Annotated in this window: 15 protein-coding genes and 1 other RNA gene; 12 read left to right on the top strand and 4 right to left on the bottom strand. The window is 61.1% G+C overall.

The genetic code is table 11. The features are described from left to right. The first annotated feature begins 157 nt into the window (after positions 1–157). The 5 genes from AB5202_RS03765 to gatB all read left to right on the top strand — a co-directional run bounded on the left by AB5202_RS03765 (position 158) and on the right by gatB (position 6,027). On the top strand, positions 158–562 hold the full coding sequence (locus tag AB5202_RS03765) for a prealbumin-like fold domain-containing protein (protein ID WP_368144665.1): 405 nt from the start codon (positions 158–160) through the stop codon (positions 560–562). Positions 563–1,304: 742 nt separating this feature from the next. Then, a complete protein-coding gene (locus tag AB5202_RS03760) occupies positions 1,305–2,222 on the top strand; it encodes a class C sortase (protein WP_368144664.1) in 918 nt (305 codons plus the stop codon). Positions 2,223–2,525: 303 nt separating this feature from the next. After that, positions 2,526–2,837, top strand: a complete 312-nt coding sequence (locus AB5202_RS03755) for an Asp-tRNA(Asn)/Glu-tRNA(Gln) amidotransferase subunit GatC (protein WP_368143787.1) — start codon at positions 2,526–2,528, stop codon at positions 2,835–2,837. Beyond that, complete coding sequence (gene gatA, locus AB5202_RS03750; RefSeq protein ID WP_368143788.1) at positions 2,837–4,351, top strand: Asp-tRNA(Asn)/Glu-tRNA(Gln) amidotransferase subunit GatA; 1,515 nt, start codon at positions 2,837–2,839, stop codon at positions 4,349–4,351. Before AB5202_RS03755 ends, gatA begins: the two co-directional genes overlap by 1 nt. Continuing rightward, a complete protein-coding gene (gene gatB, locus AB5202_RS03745) occupies positions 4,351–6,027 on the top strand; it encodes an Asp-tRNA(Asn)/Glu-tRNA(Gln) amidotransferase subunit GatB (protein WP_368143789.1) in 1,677 nt (558 codons plus the stop codon). The genes gatA and gatB overlap by 1 nt, the downstream gene beginning before the upstream one ends. A gap of 222 nt (positions 6,028–6,249) precedes the next feature. Here gatB and AB5202_RS03740 read toward each other — a convergent pair whose 3' ends face one another. Continuing rightward, positions 6,250–7,248: a helix-turn-helix domain-containing protein gene (locus tag AB5202_RS03740; protein ID WP_368143790.1), complete on the bottom strand. Its 999-nt coding sequence runs from the start codon at positions 7,246–7,248 to the stop codon at positions 6,250–6,252. Between the two features lie 120 nt (positions 7,249–7,368). On the opposite strand from AB5202_RS03740, the gene AB5202_RS03735 reads away from it, so the two are divergent. The 6 genes from AB5202_RS03735 (at position 7,369) to AB5202_RS03710 (ending at position 14,442) form a co-directional block, all read left to right on the top strand. After that, positions 7,369–9,195 carry an ABC transporter ATP-binding protein gene (locus AB5202_RS03735; RefSeq protein ID WP_368143791.1) on the top strand — a complete coding sequence of 609 codons (1,827 nt, stop codon included), beginning with the start codon at positions 7,369–7,371 and terminating at the stop codon, positions 9,193–9,195. Further along, positions 9,196–10,953, top strand: coding sequence for an ABC transporter ATP-binding protein (locus AB5202_RS03730; protein ID WP_368143792.1), 1,758 nt, complete (start codon positions 9,196–9,198; stop codon positions 10,951–10,953). It begins immediately after the preceding gene. A 145-nt stretch (positions 10,954–11,098) separates the two neighbouring features. Beyond that, on the top strand, positions 11,099–11,344 hold the full coding sequence (locus AB5202_RS03725; RefSeq protein WP_055250999.1) for a DUF6110 family protein: 246 nt from the start codon (positions 11,099–11,101) through the stop codon (positions 11,342–11,344). A gap of 78 nt (positions 11,345–11,422) precedes the next feature. Then, complete coding sequence (locus AB5202_RS03720; protein WP_368143793.1) at positions 11,423–13,438, top strand: heavy metal translocating P-type ATPase; 2,016 nt, start codon at positions 11,423–11,425, stop codon at positions 13,436–13,438. A 138-nt stretch (positions 13,439–13,576) separates the two neighbouring features. Next, on the top strand, positions 13,577–13,930 hold the full coding sequence (locus AB5202_RS03715) for a hypothetical protein (RefSeq protein WP_349091633.1): 354 nt from the start codon (positions 13,577–13,579) through the stop codon (positions 13,928–13,930). Then, positions 13,927–14,442, top strand: a complete 516-nt coding sequence (locus tag AB5202_RS03710; protein ID WP_368143794.1) for a type II toxin-antitoxin system VapC family toxin — start codon at positions 13,927–13,929, stop codon at positions 14,440–14,442. The genes AB5202_RS03715 and AB5202_RS03710 overlap by 4 nt, the downstream gene beginning before the upstream one ends. A gap of 58 nt (positions 14,443–14,500) precedes the next feature. On the opposite strand, the gene AB5202_RS03705 is transcribed toward AB5202_RS03710, so the two are convergent. After that, positions 14,501–14,935 carry a hypothetical protein gene (locus AB5202_RS03705; RefSeq protein ID WP_368143795.1) on the bottom strand — a complete coding sequence of 145 codons (435 nt, stop codon included), beginning with the start codon at positions 14,933–14,935 and terminating at the stop codon, positions 14,501–14,503. 237 nt (positions 14,936–15,172) lie between these two features. Between AB5202_RS03705 and ssrA the strand changes: the two genes are divergently transcribed. Then, positions 15,173–15,536: a transfer-messenger RNA gene (ssrA, locus tag AB5202_RS03700) on the top strand. 105 nt (positions 15,537–15,641) lie between these two features. Here the strand turns inward: ssrA and AB5202_RS03695 are convergent. Both AB5202_RS03695 and AB5202_RS03690 read right to left on the bottom strand, forming a co-directional pair. Beyond that, complete coding sequence (locus AB5202_RS03695) at positions 15,642–15,953, bottom strand: hypothetical protein (RefSeq protein ID WP_368143796.1); 312 nt, start codon at positions 15,951–15,953, stop codon at positions 15,642–15,644. Positions 15,954–15,956: 3 nt separating this feature from the next. Beyond that, entirely contained in the window at positions 15,957–16,769 is an 813-nt protein-coding gene (locus AB5202_RS03690; RefSeq protein WP_368143797.1) for an N-acetylmuramoyl-L-alanine amidase, read from the bottom strand. Positions 16,770–16,772: the final 3 nt, after the last annotated feature.

Here is a 16,772-nt window from a genome sequence, read left to right as displayed (position 1 = left end):
CATGCCGTCCTCCGATCTCCCGGGGCCGGCCGATCCGGCCCTCAGGGTATCGGGTTCCCACATTCATCCGCACATGTGCGGATGAATGTGGGAAGTGTTCGGATGAAGTTGATAATCAAGGGGCGCCGGCGCCCAGTATGTCTAAGTGAACGGTTCTTTGGGCAATACTGCTTATGATTTTACGACTGATGATAAGGGCGAAATCAGCGTCAAGGGCCTCGATGCTGGCACTTACACGGTCGAGGAGACCCATACGCTCCCCGGCTATAACACCGTGCCCAAATTCACGTTCACCATTACTGCCACGGGTCTTAATCAGAATGAGGGCGAGAATACGTTGACGGTGACCACATCCAAGAATGGTTCTGGTCTCGTCACCAATTCCTCTTCTGGTGGCGGCACCGTTACCCTTACCGTCAAGAACAAGAAAGGCTCCGGCCTCCCGCTGACCGGTCTTAACGGCGTGACCTTCACTTGGATCGCTGGCAGCGCAGTGCTGTGCATCGGCGTGGCACACCTCATCCGCAGCCGTAAGCAGGCTGAGGAGTCCGAGCACGAGTAACGCTCGCTCACCCATCACTTTGGCAGGTGGGATGTGATGGCCATGAGACTTGCGGACACTTTTCTCGTCCATCTACGCTCTTGCTTTGCCATTCTCTTTTCGGGGCAAACTCCGCACTGGAGTTTGCCCCGTTTTTTTTGGGACAACGCAGCCAGGCTCCATTGCTCGATGGATCAAGCGTATGAATATCGAACAGATGTTTGCAATTATTGCGTTTACCAGCTGTAAGTGCGGGTGCTCGCAGTAAAATATCCTTGCGACGCATCCCGTGCGCGGGCGGCCGACGACTCGATCGGAGGTCCCCAAATGCTGAAATTCCTTAACGCGCTCGCCGCCCTCGCGGCAGTGGGCTCGTTCGTCATCGCGTTTCTTGACTCGTATGAGGTTCGGTTTAAGGTCCGTAGGCGCACGCGCGGTGCGGACGGTAGAAGGCATTTGTGCCGCAACAAGCGCAAATAAGAATGCCCGGGGGTCGGATCCCGGGCATTTAACAAAAGCTGAAAACTAGGCCGCCCGCGCTCTCGTACACTTACGCGGGGTGCGTCGTTTTCTATTGACATTGTATCCCGAATCGCTCAGCCGATTCGGGACATTTTGAAAACTCAAATGCGGGCCCATACTCGCACTGCGCAATGCTGCTAGGCTGCGTTGTCCGGCGTGGAAGCTCGCTAATCGGCTATTATTTGTTTAGACAACTTGAGTTGTAGAGGAGTGACCGGCGATGGTGCAGGGCGCCAAACATATGAAGAGCAATAACGCCGCGGACAACGGTGGCTCAAGTCCTCAGCCCCAACCTCAGCCAAAGCCCAAGCGCCGCCGCAAGCGACTGCCGCGCTGGGCCGATCGGCTCATCACCATCGTCATCATCCTTATTGGCGTGGGCCTTATGACCTGGCCGTGGATCTTGGACCGGCTCGAGGCCTCGGGCGTGTTCAACCAGATCAGCACCGTGTCCAGCACCGTGGACGCGCTTTCTGCCGAGGAGCGCGAGCGCATCCTGCTCCAGGCGCGCTCCTTTAACGAGCAACTGGCGGGCGAGGCCACCGAGCTCCCCGCCGACCAGATCGAGCCCTACGCTCAGCAGCTCATCTTTGACCGCGACCCCATGATGAGCTGGGTCGAGATTCCCTCCATCGACGTGAGCATGCCCATCTACCACGGCACGAGCGAAGAAGTCCTTATGGCGGGCGTCGGCCACCTGGAGGGCACGAGCCTGCCGGTGGGCGGCACCTCGACTCATTGCGTGCTCACCGCGCACTCGGGCATGCGCAACCTGAGCATGTTCGATGACATCCATTCGCTGGAGCCCGGCGACCTGGTGCTACTGCACACCATGAACAAGACGCTCGCCTACAAGATGGTGGACTCCGAGGTGGTGCTGCCCGAGGAGATGGAGTCGCTGACCATTGAGCCCGGCGCCGACAAGGTGACGCTCGTCACCTGCACGCCCTATGGCGTGAACGACCACCGCCTGCTGGTGCATTGCGTACGCACCAAGTACAGCAAAAAGGACGTCGACAAGCAAAAGTCGCTGGCCGGCCGCCACTGGGGCAAGCGTGAGTTTGCCGTGCTCATCGTGGTCGTTGCCATTGTGCTGTTGCTGCTGGACATCGTGATCCACACGGTCCGCAAGCGCCGCAAGGCCAAGGCCTCGGCATAGGACATTCTCCAGAACCACCACAAAGGGGACAGGCACCTTTGTGGTGGCGGGGCTTCCAAACCATCACAACATTCGATGAAAATCGCGATTTTGACGAAAAGCGTCGAATGTTGTGATGGTTTTCGTTGTGGGCGAGACGGTTTTCGTTGCGGGCTGGCGGTTTTCGCTACAAAACCGCCAGCCCGCCGCCTGTCAGCCGCCTCCCTCGTTACGTTTTCGCTGCATTTGGGTAAAGCGCCTGCTCCAAGCCGGCGTTGCCCTGTATACTAGAGCGGTTTAACTGTTATGCGGAAGGGAGCGCCTATGGCACTCAGCGAGAAAGACGTGCGCGGCATCGTCGAGTACGCAAAGATCGCACTGACCGATGACGAGCTCGCCCAGATGACGTCCTACATGAACGATGCCGTCCAGATGCTCGAGCCCGTCTTGCAATATGACTTGCCCGACGTGGAGCCCACGTTCCATCCCATCGGAAGCCTGTCCAACGTGATGGGCGATGACCTGCGCGAGCCCGAACGCGATCTGCCGCTCGACGTCGCGCTTAAAAACGCCGGTAGCGCGCGCGACCGCTACTTCCGCGTGCCGTCCATTTTGGGAGAGGGGGAGAGCGAGTAATGGCGCTAAGCTTCGATTCCCTTACCGCCGCCCAGATCGCCGCAGGCGTTGCTGCCGGTGACTTTACCGCTACCGAGGTGGCCCAGGCCTCCCTTGCCGCCATCGAGGCGCGCGAGGGCGGGGTCCAGGCATTCCTGCAGGTGGCGCCCGAGCTTGCGCTCGAGGCCGCTGCGCGCGTGGATGCCGACCGTGCCGCAGGCAAGCCGCTGCCCCCGCTCGCGGGCGTGCCGCTGGCCATTAAGGACAACATGAACCTCGTGGGCACACGCACTACCTGCGCTTCTCGTATGCTCGAGGACTACCAGAGCGTCTACACCGCCACCTGCGTCCAGCGCATGCTCGATGCCGGCTGCCTGCCCATGGGCAAGGCAAACATGGACGAGTTTGCCTTTGGCAGCTCCACCGAGAGCTCGGCGTTCCACCGCACCAACAACCCCTGGGATACCGAGCGCGTGCCTGGCGGCTCCTCGGGCGGCTCCGCTGCCGCCGTCGCCGCGGGCGAGGTCGCGCTCTCGCTGGGCTCGGACACCGGCGGCTCCATCCGTCAGCCGGCGTCGCTGTGCGGCGTGGTGGGCTTTAAGCCCACGTATGGCGCCGTGAGCCGCTACGGCGTGGTTGCCTTTGGCTCGTCGCTCGACCAGGTGGGCCCCTTTGGCCGCACGGTCGAGGATGTCGCGCTGGCCATGAACGCGCTCACCGGTGCGGGCCACGATCCGTACGACTGCACCAACCAGGATTGTGCCGTCGACTTTACCGAGCATCTCAACGACAGCATCGAGGGCAAGCGCGTGGGCATCATCCCTGCGTTTATGGAGGCCGAAGGCCTGACGCCCGAGGTCAAGGCTGCTGTTCAACGTGCCGCCCAGGAGCTGCAGAACCAGGGTGCCGAGCTGGTCGAGGTCGACCTGCCGCACCTGGACGCCGCCATCGCCGCCTACTACGTCATCGGCCCGGCCGAGGCATTCTCCAACCTGGCCCGTTTTGACGGCATTCGCTACGGCTATCAGGAGGAGGGCTGCGCTAACCTGTCCGACCAGAGCTCGCTCTCGCGCGCCCACGGCTTTGGCGCCGAGGCCAAGCGCCGTCAGATGCTCGGCGCCTACCTGCTGAGCTCGGGCGTGTACGACAAGTACTACTACGCCGCGCAAAAGGCCCGCACGCTCATCACGCAGGACTACGACGCCGCGTATGCCAAGGTGGACACCATCCTCATGCCCACCTCGCCTCGCACGGCCTTTAAGTTTGGCGAGATTAGCGATCCCACGCAGATGTATCTCTCCGACCTGTACACCATCTCGCTCAACATTTGCGGTAACGGTGGTATCTCGGTGCCGCTGGGCCTGGGCGAGGACAGCAGGCTGCCCGTTTCTGCCCAGCTGGTGGGTTCGGCCTTTAAGGACCGTCAGCTGCTCACGTTTGCCCGCGCCCTGGAGCGCGGCTTTGCCGATACCGCCACGGGTGCGCCTGCGCTTTCCGTCGCGCCCGATTTTGCCGGGAAGGGAGGCGAGCTGTAATGAAGGAGCTTTCCGAGGTCCTGCAGGATTGGGAGGCCGTGATTGGCCTGGAGATCCATACCGAGCTCACCGCACTCGACACCAAGATGTTCTGCAACTGCAAGCTCAGCCACGATGACGAGCCCAACGCCAACGTGTGCCCGGTGTGCCTGGGCCTGCCCGGCGCCCTGCCGGTGCCCAACAAGCGCGCCATCGAGAGCATTGTCAAGGCTGGTCTTGCCACCAACTGCGAGATTCAGCGCCACTCGATGTTCTACCGCAAGCACTACTTCTATCCCGATATGGCCAAGAACTTCCAGACCACGCAGGGTCCGGTCGCCTTTGCCATGTACGGTCACCTGGACCTGGACGTGACCGGTCGCGGTGCCGCCGAGCGCCCCGACTGCGCGTTTGGCGAGGCCGAGGCCCAGAGCCTGGCGAGCGCTTCGGCCAATGCCGAGGGCCTGTCCACGTCCATGTCCTCGACCATGCGCGAGGGTAACCAGCGCGCCGGTCACCTGGCCAGCTACGATGCGTCCAACCTGCAGATGCCTGAGCGTCGCGAGGACGGTTCCTACACGGTGCCCATCCGCATCCTGCGCATCCACATGGAGGAGGACGCCGCCAAGATGGTGCACGTGGGCGGTGCTGAGGGCCGCATTACCGCCGCGGCCGAGTCGCTCGTCGACTACAACCGCTGCGGCACGCCGCTCATTGAGCTTGTCACCGAGCCCGACTTGCGCACGCCCGAGGAAGCGCGCCTGTTTATGGAAAAGCTCCGCCGCATCTTTGTGACGCTGGGCATTTCGGACTGCTCTATGGAGAAAGGTTCCATGCGCTGCGACGGCAACGTGTCGCTGCGTCGCCGCGGCGAGACCAAGCTGGGCACCAAGACCGAGCTCAAGAACCTCAACTCGTTTAAGAGCCTGCACGATGGCCTTGCCTACGAGATTTGCCGCCAGGCCGAGGTGCTCGAGGAGGGCGGCATCATCTATCAGGAGACCCGCCACTGGGAGCCCAGCCGCAAGCGCACCGTGGTCATGCGCGTCAAGGAGACGGCCGACGACTATCGTCTGTTCCCCGATCCCGATCTGGCGCCGTTCGATCTGGACGACGAGTTTATCGACCGCTGCCGTGGCGAGATTCCCGAGCTGCCCGATGCCAAGCGCGTCCGTTTTGAGGCCGACTTCGGCATTAAGACGGCCGACGCCGAGCAGATTGCCGGCGACCCCGAGTTTGCCGACTTCTTTGAGGCCGCCGCTGCCGGTATGGCCGGCAAGGAGGCCCAGACGGTCGCAAACCTGCTGGTCAACGAGATGATCGCCTATCTTAAAGGCGCAGGCGTCTCGCTCGCCGAGTCCGGCATCGCGCCGGCTCAGGTGGCGGCACTCGCCAAGCTGCTGGCGACCGATGCCATCAGCTCCAACCAAGCGCACGAGGTCTTTGAGGCCATGGCCCAGACCGGTGACGATCCCAATAAGATCGTCGACGAGCGTGGTATGCGTCAGGTGAGTGATGCCGGCGCGCTGCAGCCGATTGTGGACGAGGTGCTGGCAAACTGTGCCGAGCAGGCGCAGCAGTACCGCGACGGAAACCAGAAGGTCATCGGCTTTTTGGTGGGCCAGTGCATGAAGGCAAGCCGCGGCAAGGGCAACCCGAAGCTCTTCAACGAGTTGCTGAGAACGTCGCTCTCGTAAGCGGGAACCCGGGAGCCCCGGCAGGGCGGGTGCTTCCTCAAAATTTCAAACAGTCCTGCGCAAGACGAAGGCCACATTAAGTGGCCTTCTTTGCGTGCGGAACTCATTTTGAGCAAGCGCCCGCCCTGCCGGGGCTTCCGGGTTCTGCAACGACTCGGCCGTTCGGGTCAGGTGGGCTGGATTGAATTTGGTGAATGAGGGTGCCAATGGCGCCCTCATTCTTTAAATATGTTGGGAACGCCAAGCGGTGGGGGTGGTGCCGGTGTATTGTTTGAAGGCTTGGGCGAAGGCGGCCTGCTGAGGGTAGTCGAGCCGCTCTGCCACCTGCGCTATCGTAAGCGAGCTATCTGCCAAAAGTTCCTGCGCCCGCTCCATGCGGCGCCTTCGTATGTAGGCACCCAGGGACTCGCCGGTTTGGGCCTTAAAGGTGGCGCACAGTTTGGATCGGCACGTAAAGAGTCTCTCGGCCACCTCCTGGATGCTCACATGTCTGCCCTTGTTGAGCGAGTGCTCTACAAGGGCAGACGCTTCCTTGGCTAAAGTCACGCTGGTGTGCGTGCCCGTCGCCCGTTGCGCCTGTCTATGGGCCGCATGCGAACAGGCGAGCTCGGCGACCATGGTCTCCACGATGCCTTGCATATAGACGTGCCCGCCTACGGTGCGGGCGCGGTTCTCGTTAATCCGGCGCAGCGTGTGGCAGATGGCAGACGCCGCTTCCTCGTGCCATGGCTCGGCAAACGCCTCAAAGATTCCCGCGAATTCGGTGGGATAGCGGTACTCCAGTTCGTCAAAATATCCAGGCAAAAAGAGCACCGAGCGCGAGTGGTAGAGTTGCCCTGCAAACAGTGGGCTTAATTCCTCGCCACAGTTATCTTGGATAAAGCTGCAAACGGCATTGTTTGGCCACGGTCCATGCAAGAGTGTAAGGTTCGCAGGCGTTATGCCAGCCTCGGGCATGCATGTAAGTGTGGGCGCGCTGACTTCGCTCACGCAGGCGTACGGCTCAGGTGTGTATTCGGTCAGGTACATATCGTGCGTCGGGGTAATGAAATGCTCTATGACGATGCAGGTGGGGGAGAGGGGCATGATCCATGCGCGTCCGTGCGCCCGATCATTTGCTACCTCGCCGGTAAAGACGGCGCCCTTGCCGGAAAGCTCCAGGCCAAACTGCTCAAACTGTGGTGCGTATAGCTCGGTTATGTTGGTCGCGGCCCGATGCATTTTCGAAAGCGTCCCCTTCCTTTGCAGAAACATCCACGCCTGGCTCGATTGTGTGCCTTGGCTAACATATCAATGATAAGTTGATTACGGTTAACTCTCAAGCCGTTAGAAAGGAATCTCATGGCAAAGGGATCAAAAAGGGAAGGCGGCGGTATCGGCGAGCTACTTGCATATGCCGGCGACCGTAAATTCCTAACGTATTTGGGCATGGCGCTCTCGGCGCTCTCGCAGCTGCTGGGCTTTGGCCCGTACGTGTGCATCTGGTTTGTCGCGCGAGACCTGATCGCTGTGGCGCCTAACTGGAGCGAAGCCACCGATATCGCGATGTATGGCTGGTGGGCCGTTGGTTTTGCCCTGGCAAGCATCGTAGTGTATTTCGCAGGCCTCATGTGCACGCACCTGTCTGCGTTTCGCTGCGCGTCCAATATCCGCAAGACTGCGAGCGAGCACCTGCTCAAGCTGCCGCTTGGCTACTTTGACATGCACGCTACCGGTGAGCTGCGCCGTATTGTAGACGGATGTGCCGCCTCCACCGAGACCCTGCTCGCGCACATGCTGCCCGATATCGCCGGCGCCACCGCCATGGTCGCAGGTCTGCTCGTGCTGCTTTTCGCCCTCGATTGGCGTCTGGGGGCTGCATGCCTTATCTCGGTCGTCGTTTCGTTTGGCGCCATGGCCGCCATGATGGGCGGCAAGGGCGCCGAGTTCATGAAGGCCTACATGGGAGCGCTGGTCAAGATGAACAAGACCGGCACCGAATACGTACGCGGTATTCCCGTGGTCAAGGTGTTTCAGCAGACGGTCTACTCCTTTAAGGCTTTCCACGATGCGATCGCCGAATACGCCGACATGGCACAAAACTATGCGGGCACGTTCTGCCGAGGTCCGCAGGTACTCAACCTTACCGCGCTCAATGGTCTTGTGGCATTCCTGTTGCCCGTGGCGTTGCTGTTGGCGCCGGGCGAGACGGACTTCGCGCATTTTATGGCCAACTTCACGTTTTACGCGATATTTTCGGCCGTGGTGCCGACGGCCATGACCAAGCTTATGTTTGTGGGCGAGGCCTCTCAGATGAGTGCCGATTCGCTGGCTCGTATTCGAAGCGTCATGGATTCCAAGCAGCTCTCCGTGCCCGCCCAACCCAAGCACCCTGCCGGCGGCGACGTGCGATTTGAGGACGTGAGCTTTACGTACGAGGGTGCCGAAGCACCTGCCGTTAGCCATGTGAGCTTTAGCGTTTCCGCGGGTAGCACCCTCGCCCTGGTGGGTCCCTCGGGTGGCGGTAAGTCAACCTGCGCAAGCCTGATCCCGCGTTTTTGGGATGTTTCCTCGGGTCGAGTGCTCGTAGGCGGTGTGGACGTTCGCGATATGGATCCGCACGAGCTTATGGACCAGGTCGCCTTCGTGTTCCAGACCAACCAGCTGTTCCGGCAAACACTTGCCGATAACGTGCGCGCCTCCAAGCCTACGGCCACTGACGACGAAGTGCGTGCGGCCCTCTCCGCAGCTCAGTGCGACGACATTGTGGCCAAGCTCCCACAGGGCATCAATACCATGCTCGGTGCCGGCGGAGCATATCTTTCGGGCGGCGAGGTCCAGCGCGTGGCACTCGCCCGCGCGATCCTTAAAGACGCGCCTATCGTGGTGCTCGACGAGGCCACGGCGTTTGCCGATCCCGAGAACGAGGCGCTCATCCAGCGCGCCTTTAGCAAGCTGGCGGCGGGCCGCACGGTCATTATGATTGCGCATCGACTTTCGACCGTGGTGGGCGCCGACCAAATCGTGGTGCTCAACCAGGGCAGCGTGCAGGAGTCGGGTACCCATGCCGAGTTGCTGTCCCAAGAGGGTCTGTATGCCAAGATGTGGGCCGAATACGAACAGGCCGCGAGCTGGAAAATCACTGCAGCGACCGCGGATGCCGCTGTCACGAAGGGAGGCGAGGCCTAAATGTTCGCCTCATTCCAAAAGAAGTATTTCCTATCCGATAAAGGCGTCGCCGGAGTAAAACGCGGCATTTTCTGGACCACGCTCACCAATCTTATTTCCATGGCCGGCATGGGCTTTTTATTCTTGGTCATGGCCGGCTTTGTCGAACATCTCGCCACCGGCGCCGACCTGCCGGATGCGCTGCCGATCGTGGGCGGCCTCCTGGTCTTTTTCGTGTTGCTCTTTGCCTCTAACTGGCAGCAGTATTACTACACCTACTGCATCTTTTACGAGGAGTGCGGCAAGCAGCGTATGGAGATTGCCGAGCGCTTGCGCAAACTGCCGCTGTCATTTTTCGGTCGTCGTGATCTGGCCGATTTAACCGAGACCATCATGGGTGACGTCCAGGCCATGGAGCACGCCTACAGCCACGTGCTGGGAGAGCTTTGGGGCGCCATCATCGCAAGTGCCATTGTGTTCGTGGCATCGCTGTTCTTTTGCTGGCAACTGGCGATCGCGGCGTTTTGGAGCGTTCCCGTGGCCTTTGCCGTGCTGTATCTAACACGCGGCCCCATGACTCCGGTGTTCGATCGCGTGCGCGCCGAGAAGGTCAAGGTTACCGAGGCAATTCAAGAGACGCTCGACTGCGTTCGCGAGATCCGCGCTACCAATCAGGAGGCCCATTATCTTGAGGGGCTCAACGCCGTGATCGATGCCGAGGAGCGCGAGACCACCAAGGGCGAGCTCGCTAACGGGCTTTTGGTCAACTCCGCCTTTGTCATCCTGCGTCTGGGCATTGCCACCACGCTGGTCACGGGCGCCGCGGTGGTCGCCTCCGGCCAGGTCGACTTTTTGGTGTTGTTTGCCTTCCTGCTTATGGTGAGCCGTATCTATGCGCCCTTTGACCAGGCGTTAATGTTAATGTCCGAGCTGTTTGCCGCCGAGTCGTCTGCCAAGCGCATGCGTTCCATCATGGAAGAGCCTGTGGCGCGGGGCAGCGAGAAATTTGAGCCCGTGGGCCACGATGTGGTGTTCGATCACGTGGCATTTGGCTATGGTGCGGGCGAGGACGGCCGTGCCGGCGAGAAAGTTCTTACCGATGTGAGCTTTACCGCCAAGGAAGGCGAAGTTACGGCGCTGGTCGGTCCTTCGGGTTCCGGTAAGTCTACGGTGAGCCGCCTGGCCGCGCGCTTTTGGGATGCCACCGAAGGCACGGTCACCGTGGGTGGCGTGGATGTTGCGGGCGTTGATCCCGAGGTGCTGCTGCGCGACTACGCCATTGTGTTCCAAGACGTGCTGCTCTTTGACGACACGGTGATGGGAAACATCCGCCTCGGGCGTCGTGATGCCACCGATGAGGAAGTGCTTGCGGCCGCGCGTGCCGCCAACTGCGACGAGTTCGTGAACCGCATGCCGCAGGGCTACGACACCATGATCGGCGAGAACGGTTCCAGGCTGTCCGGCGGCGAGCGCCAGCGCATTTCTATCGCCCGTGCGCTGCTCAAAGACGCGCCCATCGTGCTGTTGGACGAGGCGACGGCAAGCTTGGATGTGGAGAATGAGACCGTGGTACAGCAGGCGCTCTCCCGTCTGCTTGCAGGTAAGACGGTTATCGTTATTGCCCACCGTATGCGTACGGTGGAAAATGCCGACAAAATCGTTGTGCTCAAGGATGGTGTGGTTGCCGAGCAGGGCACTCCGGCGCAGCTTAAGGCGGCAGGCGGAGAATTTGCCCGCATGGTCGCACTGCAAAAGGAAGCGGCTACCTGGCAGCTGTAGGAAAGGGGACCAAGATTTCCAAAGGTTAACTTTGGTTGACCATAATAGTTCGATTAAACTAGTCTCAAAAGCGTGCTCGAGCAAACTAATGAACTCGGGTGCTAAGGCACCATGCCGCGCTTGTGCGGCAAAAGGGAGAAGCAACATGAAGAAGTCGACGTTTAACACCCTGCTTGTCGGTGGCGGTTTTCTGCTTGGCACGGCCGGCATCAAGCTGCTCACCAGCGCTCCGGTAAAGAATGCCTGCGTGCAGGGTATCGCGTGCGGCATGCGCATCAAGAACGGCTACCAGGACATGGTCGAGCAGGCCAAGGCTAATGTCGACGACATGGTTGCCGAGGCTGCTTACATCACCCAGAGCGAGGCCGCTGCTGACGAGGCAGCCGAGTAACGCTCCCAGGCACAAACTATGAGATTCTCGATTATTAGCGAGATCCCTGGCAGGACCCGTCTTCAATTGGCGGGTCCTGTGCCAGAGAGCGATCTCGACGCACTTCTTAAGCTCAGCGGCGATATCGATGGCGTGCACAAGGTGCGCGTTTATGGCCGTATTGGCCAGATGGCGCTGGAGTACGACGAGCCGCGCCGTGCGAGCGTGCTCGACGCCCTGGGCGCACTCGATGCTCAAGCTATCGCCGATGCCAAGTCGGGCTATGTGATGCAACTCGAGCCGCGCAAGCACAAACTCGTTATGGACCTGGCGACACTCGTCGGCGCCCATTACGCACGTCGCTGGTTCTTGCCGACGCCTCTGCGTGCGGTGTTTGTCGTGGCCGGTTACATGGCATTTTTGCGCGCTGCCCTTCATGAGCTGGCGCAGCCGCGCCTGACCGTTCCTGTGCTCGACGCTTCGGCCATCGGCATTTCGTTCGTCAAGCGTGATGTCGACACCGCGGGCCAGACGATGTTCCTGCTCAACGTGGGCGAGCTGCTTGAGGACTACACCCGCGCCATGAGCGAAAACGAGCTCATCAACTCGCTGCTCGATGTGCCCGACAAGGCGCAAAAGGTCGTCGGCGACACCGAGGTAAGTGTTGCCGCGACCGAGCTTGAGCCCGGCGACTTGGTCGCCGTTCGCACCGGCATGTCCATCTGCATCGACGGCGTGGTCGAGCAGGGAAGCGCCATGGTCAACCAAGCGACCCTGACCGGCGAGCCGCTTGCCGTCGAGCGCAGCGCAGGCGACGACGTGTTCGCCGGCACTGTCGTGGAAGACGGCAGCATCTTGGTGCGCGTGCGCGCCAACACGGCGCAGACCAAACTGCGCTCGATCGTCTCACTCGTGCAGACGGCCGACTCGCTCAAGTCCGAGGGCCAGTCGCACATGGAAGACCTCGCCAACAAGATCGTCCCGTGGAACTTCCTGCTTGCGGGCTTGGTTGCGCTTGCCACCCGCAGCCTCATCAAGACCTCAGCGGCACTGATGGTCGACTACTCGTGCGCACTCAAGCTCACGGGCTCCGTCGCCGTCATGACTGCTATGAGCGATGCTGCCAAGATGGGCGTGATGGTCAAGGGCGCCAAGTACTTTGAGTCGTTTGCCAAGGCCGACACCATTGTGTTTGATAAGACCGGCACGCTCACCGAGGCGCAGCCGCGTCTTGCCTGCGTGCTCACCACCGATGGCTGGAGCGAGGACGAGATCCTGCGTCTTTCCGCTTGCTTGGAGGAGCATTTTCCGCATCCGGTGGCGCGCGCCGTGGTCAATGCGGCACGCGAGCGCGGGCTTGAGCACCGCGAGCGTCACGCTGCGGTCGAGTATATTGTGGCGCACGGCATCGCTTCGTCCATTGAAGGGCGTCGCGCCATCATCGGTTCCGCGCACTTTGTATTTGAGGACGAGGGTGCGCAGCTCGAGTCCGACATCAAGGAGCAAATCGAGCTCCAGATGCAGGGCCTGTCGCCGCTGTATCTGGCGGTCGATGGCACCGTTGTGGGCGTGCTCGGTATCGAGGACCCGCTCAAGCCCGGGGTCCGCGAGGCCATCGCCGACCTGCACGCGTTGGGCGTCAAACATGTCGTTATGCTCACGGGCGACTCCGAGCGCACGGCCGAGCGCATCGCGCGCGAGGCAGGTGTCGACGAGTTTAAGGCCGAGCTACTGCCCGAGGACAAGTACGCGTATGTTGAGCGCATTAAGGGCGAGGGGCGCCACGTTGCCATGGTGGGCGACGGCGTCAACGACTCACCGGCGCTGGGTCTGGCCGATGTGGGTCTGGCCATGGGCGGTGGAAGCGACATCGCCAAGGAGGTCGCCGACATCATCCTGACCGATACGGATCTTGCCGCGATCGTGCGCCTGCGCCGCATGAGTCAGGGGCTTATCGACCGTCTGACGAGTTCGTATTCCAAGGTGATGCTCACCAACTCGGCGCTGTTGGCATTGGGCATTACCGGCATGATCACTCCGCAGACGTCGTCACTGCTGCACAACGGCTCGACGATCGCCTACAGCCTGGGCAACGCGAAGGCTTACCTGCGCTAGCGTTTTTACTTAAGTTTTTGGCCTGCATTTGGGCGGTGTTGCAGCCGCCAGAATGCAGGCCTTTTGCGTTTGACCATGTGCTAGCAGAAATATATAGTTGTGCTAGCTTAGATAGCAAAAGTCGAAGGTGAGGTTGAGATGGGTACTGTTAGCGGCATGGCGCAGGTGAACGTTCGCGTGGATCGCCAGGTCAAGAACCGTGCCGAGGAGGCGCTGCGGCTTTCGGGCGGGTCGCTGCCCGAGCTCATCAAAAAGGTGGTGGCCAAGGTCGCGCAGGGTGGCGGGCAGTGCGAGGAAGTGCTGTCTGCCGTTGATGGCCGGCAACAGACCGTCGCGCACGATACTCCGTTCGCCGCATCGTGGGCAGCGGCAGATCGGCTTTATGCAGATTTGGGCATCGCTACGTCGCCCGTATCCGACGATCGCGGTTGGGACACAATCTATTCCGAAGCCATGGACGAGCGCTATCGCCAAAAGGGGATGATCCAGTGAGTGGGGCTCCCCTCAAAATAATGGTGGACGCCAACGTATGGGTTGATTCGTTTTGCGTCGACCATGCCGAGTCGCTTGCCGCGCGTGCGTTTATTGGGCAGGCAGCAGAGACGGGGGCATTGCTGTTCTTCCCGGTGCATATTGCCAAGGACGTGCTGTACGTTGTCCAACACGAGCTGAGGCGTAGCGTTCTTGCCAGCGGGGGAGCGCTCGACGAGGCATCTGCCCGCGCGATTGGCGATGCGGCGCTGGCGTTTGTTCGGAACATGACCGAAAACGCCACAGCCGTGGGCGCAGATGCGTCGGACCTTTGGTTGGCCGACAAATACTTAGCGCTCCATCGCGATTACGAGGACAACTTGGTGCTCGCCGCGTGTAAGCGCGCACAGGTCGATTACTTGGTGACCAACGATCGCAAGCTGCTCGAACATGCCGATCTTGCAGCAAAGAAACCTCGTCAAATGATGCCGATTCTTGCTTTGGCCGAACGTGGCGGCGCGGCTATCGGTTAACGCGAACTGTTTGCGGGCCTCTTGGACGACGATGCGCCAAGGGGCCCGCGTCTGCTATTTACAAAAGCTCGGCCTTAATGGCGGGACTTTCCGCGAGCTGCTCGGCTGCCTTTTCGTCGGAGCTGTCGAGCGCTGCCAGGCTGCGGTAGACCCACTCGTTGACCTGGGTGTTCTTGACGCCTGCGGTCTGCATAAGGGCGCCTACCTCGCGGATTGCTGCGAGCAGATCGGCTTTGGGACCCGCGAGCTCGACCTCGATGTCGTGGTAGGCGGCCACGCCGCGGTTCTCACTCACGTGGTCGATAAAGCCCTCGACGGTCTCAAGCTGCTGGGCGAGAGCTGCATCATCGTCAGCGTCCAGCGCGACGAGTGCGTTCGATACCGTGAGGGCGGGATGTCCACAGGGGACAAAGCCTTCGATGACATCCATGGCTTCGGTAATGGTTGAGCCCAGGCCTGCGAGGGCATTGACGAGTTGCTGCTTGGTATCCATAACGGTCCTTTCGGCGGGTCAATTTTGCTTGGCGAAAATATACGTGACGCGTTCGGTAGCAAAAGTGCGAAGTATGGTGCACATTAGGGTCTTCACAGCTCGTGCATAGAACAGCTGTCCGCTTTCAGAACGTGGTAAGATAACACTCCACAAGCGGGGCTCGCCCTGCATGTTCCTTGAAAAGTCGACGGGTGTTGGGTGCTCGTGCCCAATGCCATCCAGACTTTCCCGACATTCGGGGGCGACTGGTTTCGACACGATAGCTCTGAGAGAGGAAGCAAGCCGAGGTCTCCTCGCCTCGTTAAACAGGGGTACCGTCAAATTGAATTGACAACAACTCTTCTTTTGAGCCTATGGCTCTTGCTGCTTAGTTTATAGCGGCGCGTCAACCCGGTGATTTCCCCGACACCGGCGCGACGTCATGTTAGGGGAATGCTCCTGCGCACGTAATCGGTATGGCGCAGGCTAAGACCGAACCGGTTAGGACGCCGCGAGCGTGTCGCTGCGCGCAAAGCGTCCGAGACTAAACCAGCGACTGAGCTTGGAGATGCCAATTAGGGGGCTTTCGTGGACCGGAGTTCGATTCTCCGCGCCTCCACCAACTGTTCAGTAGGCGAACACATACGCGTGTTCGTCGTTAGGCGGGCGTTCGTATTGCTCGTCAGATAGAAAGAAGCCGCTCCATACGGGGCGGCTTCTTTGCGTTCTAGGCCTGCGGCATGATCTCCTGCTCGCCGTCCTCGTCCATGTACGGCATGAGGAACACGCCGCCCTGCTCGGTGGTCAGCAGCAGGTACTCGCGGTTGTGCTCGTCGCACACGATTTCCTGGCCGATGCCCTCGGGCAGGTCGTATATGGGGCCGTCCGTGCGGGCTTGCCTCACGGTCACGTCTTGCGCTCCCATAGCCTGCGACGCGCAGCTGGCGGCGGCCAGGACGATGAACAGCAGGACGACCGCCGCGAGGACGGGGCCGCACCCGCCGTTGCGCTCCTCGTCTGCGGGGCTCGGGTACGGCATGGCCTATCCCACCTTCACCAGATAGTCGTCGGCCTCTGGCTTGCCCGTGGCCTTGCCCACGGCGATGTAGCGCGTTGCGCCGCTGTAGCCCGTGTATCGGCCCCACACGTAGCCGTCGGCGATCTTGTACCAGTTATCCAGCGTCACGGTCTCGCCGCTGGAATAGTGCGCCACCTCGGTGCCGCCCAGGCCGGGGGCGTCGCGCACGCGCAGGTAGTCCACAGTGCAGCGGTAGGTGCCGCCGAAGTTCTCGGTCGTTTCCTGCTGCGCAGGCTGCGGCTGCGGGACGGCTGCGGGGGCGCTTCCAGCAGTGATGCCGAAGCATTCCAGGTAGATGCGCGCCAGCTCGTCCAGGTTGCCGTTGAACTTCTCGCGGTCGCCGTCGTTGTCGATGAAGCCGTTCTCGCACAGGCGGTAGTTGATGCCGCGCGCGGCGGCTCGGTTCGGGTTCGCTAAGTCGGAACGGCGCACCAGCTTCTCGGAGCGTCCGGGCATGAACGCCGCCAGCTTGTCGGCCAGCGCATTGTCGTACTCGTCAGGCTCGAAGCCCTCCTTGATGATGACGTGCGCGCCGTGGGCCGTGGCGATGCCGCTGGCGTCCATGTGCAGCTCCACCACTGGCGCGTCGGTGTTCAGGCGGTTAAGCCCGCCGTCGGCGTACCAGTTGCGGGACGTATCGCCCAGCTCGACCTCGGAACCGCCCAGTTCCTTGATTCGCTGGCCCAGGGCGCGAACGCGCTCGGCCTCGGTGCAGCCGCCTGCGCAGCAGCCGGGGTCGCCAGCGCCGTGGCCGCAGATGATGAACAGTTTAGCCATTGC

This window comes from Collinsella aerofaciens (genome assembly GCF_040915545.1).
In the GTDB taxonomy this organism is placed as follows: domain Bacteria; phylum Actinomycetota; class Coriobacteriia; order Coriobacteriales; family Coriobacteriaceae; genus Collinsella; species Collinsella aerofaciens_BE.
This window is presented reverse-complemented; position numbering and strand designations above follow the sequence as displayed.

Excerpts from the sequence above, each read along its gene's own strand:
- AB5202_RS03730 (WP_368143792.1), top strand. The coding sequence starts at position 9,196 with ATGTTCGCCTCATTCCAAAAGAAGTATTTCCTATCCGATAAAGGCGTC.
- AB5202_RS03695 (WP_368143796.1), bottom strand. The coding sequence starts at position 15,953 with ATGCCGTACCCGAGCCCCGCAGACGAGGAGCGCAACGGCGGGTGCGGC.
- gatA (WP_368143788.1), top strand. The coding sequence starts at position 2,837 with ATGGCGCTAAGCTTCGATTCCCTTACCGCCGCCCAGATCGCCGCAGGC.
- AB5202_RS03690 (WP_368143797.1), bottom strand. The coding sequence starts at position 16,769 with ATGGCTAAACTGTTCATCATCTGCGGCCACGGCGCTGGCGACCCCGGC.
- AB5202_RS03715 (WP_349091633.1), top strand. The coding sequence starts at position 13,577 with ATGGGTACTGTTAGCGGCATGGCGCAGGTGAACGTTCGCGTGGATCGC.
- AB5202_RS03760 (WP_368144664.1), top strand. The coding sequence starts at position 1,305 with ATGAAGAGCAATAACGCCGCGGACAACGGTGGCTCAAGTCCTCAGCCC.
- AB5202_RS03735 (WP_368143791.1), top strand. The coding sequence starts at position 7,369 with ATGGCAAAGGGATCAAAAAGGGAAGGCGGCGGTATCGGCGAGCTACTT.
- AB5202_RS03740 (WP_368143790.1), bottom strand. The coding sequence starts at position 7,248 with ATGCATCGGGCCGCGACCAACATAACCGAGCTATACGCACCACAGTTT.
- AB5202_RS03705 (WP_368143795.1), bottom strand. The coding sequence starts at position 14,935 with ATGGATACCAAGCAGCAACTCGTCAATGCCCTCGCAGGCCTGGGCTCA.
- AB5202_RS03725 (WP_055250999.1), top strand. The coding sequence starts at position 11,099 with ATGAAGAAGTCGACGTTTAACACCCTGCTTGTCGGTGGCGGTTTTCTG.
- gatB (WP_368143789.1), top strand. The coding sequence starts at position 4,351 with ATGAAGGAGCTTTCCGAGGTCCTGCAGGATTGGGAGGCCGTGATTGGC.
- AB5202_RS03755 (WP_368143787.1), top strand. The coding sequence starts at position 2,526 with ATGGCACTCAGCGAGAAAGACGTGCGCGGCATCGTCGAGTACGCAAAG.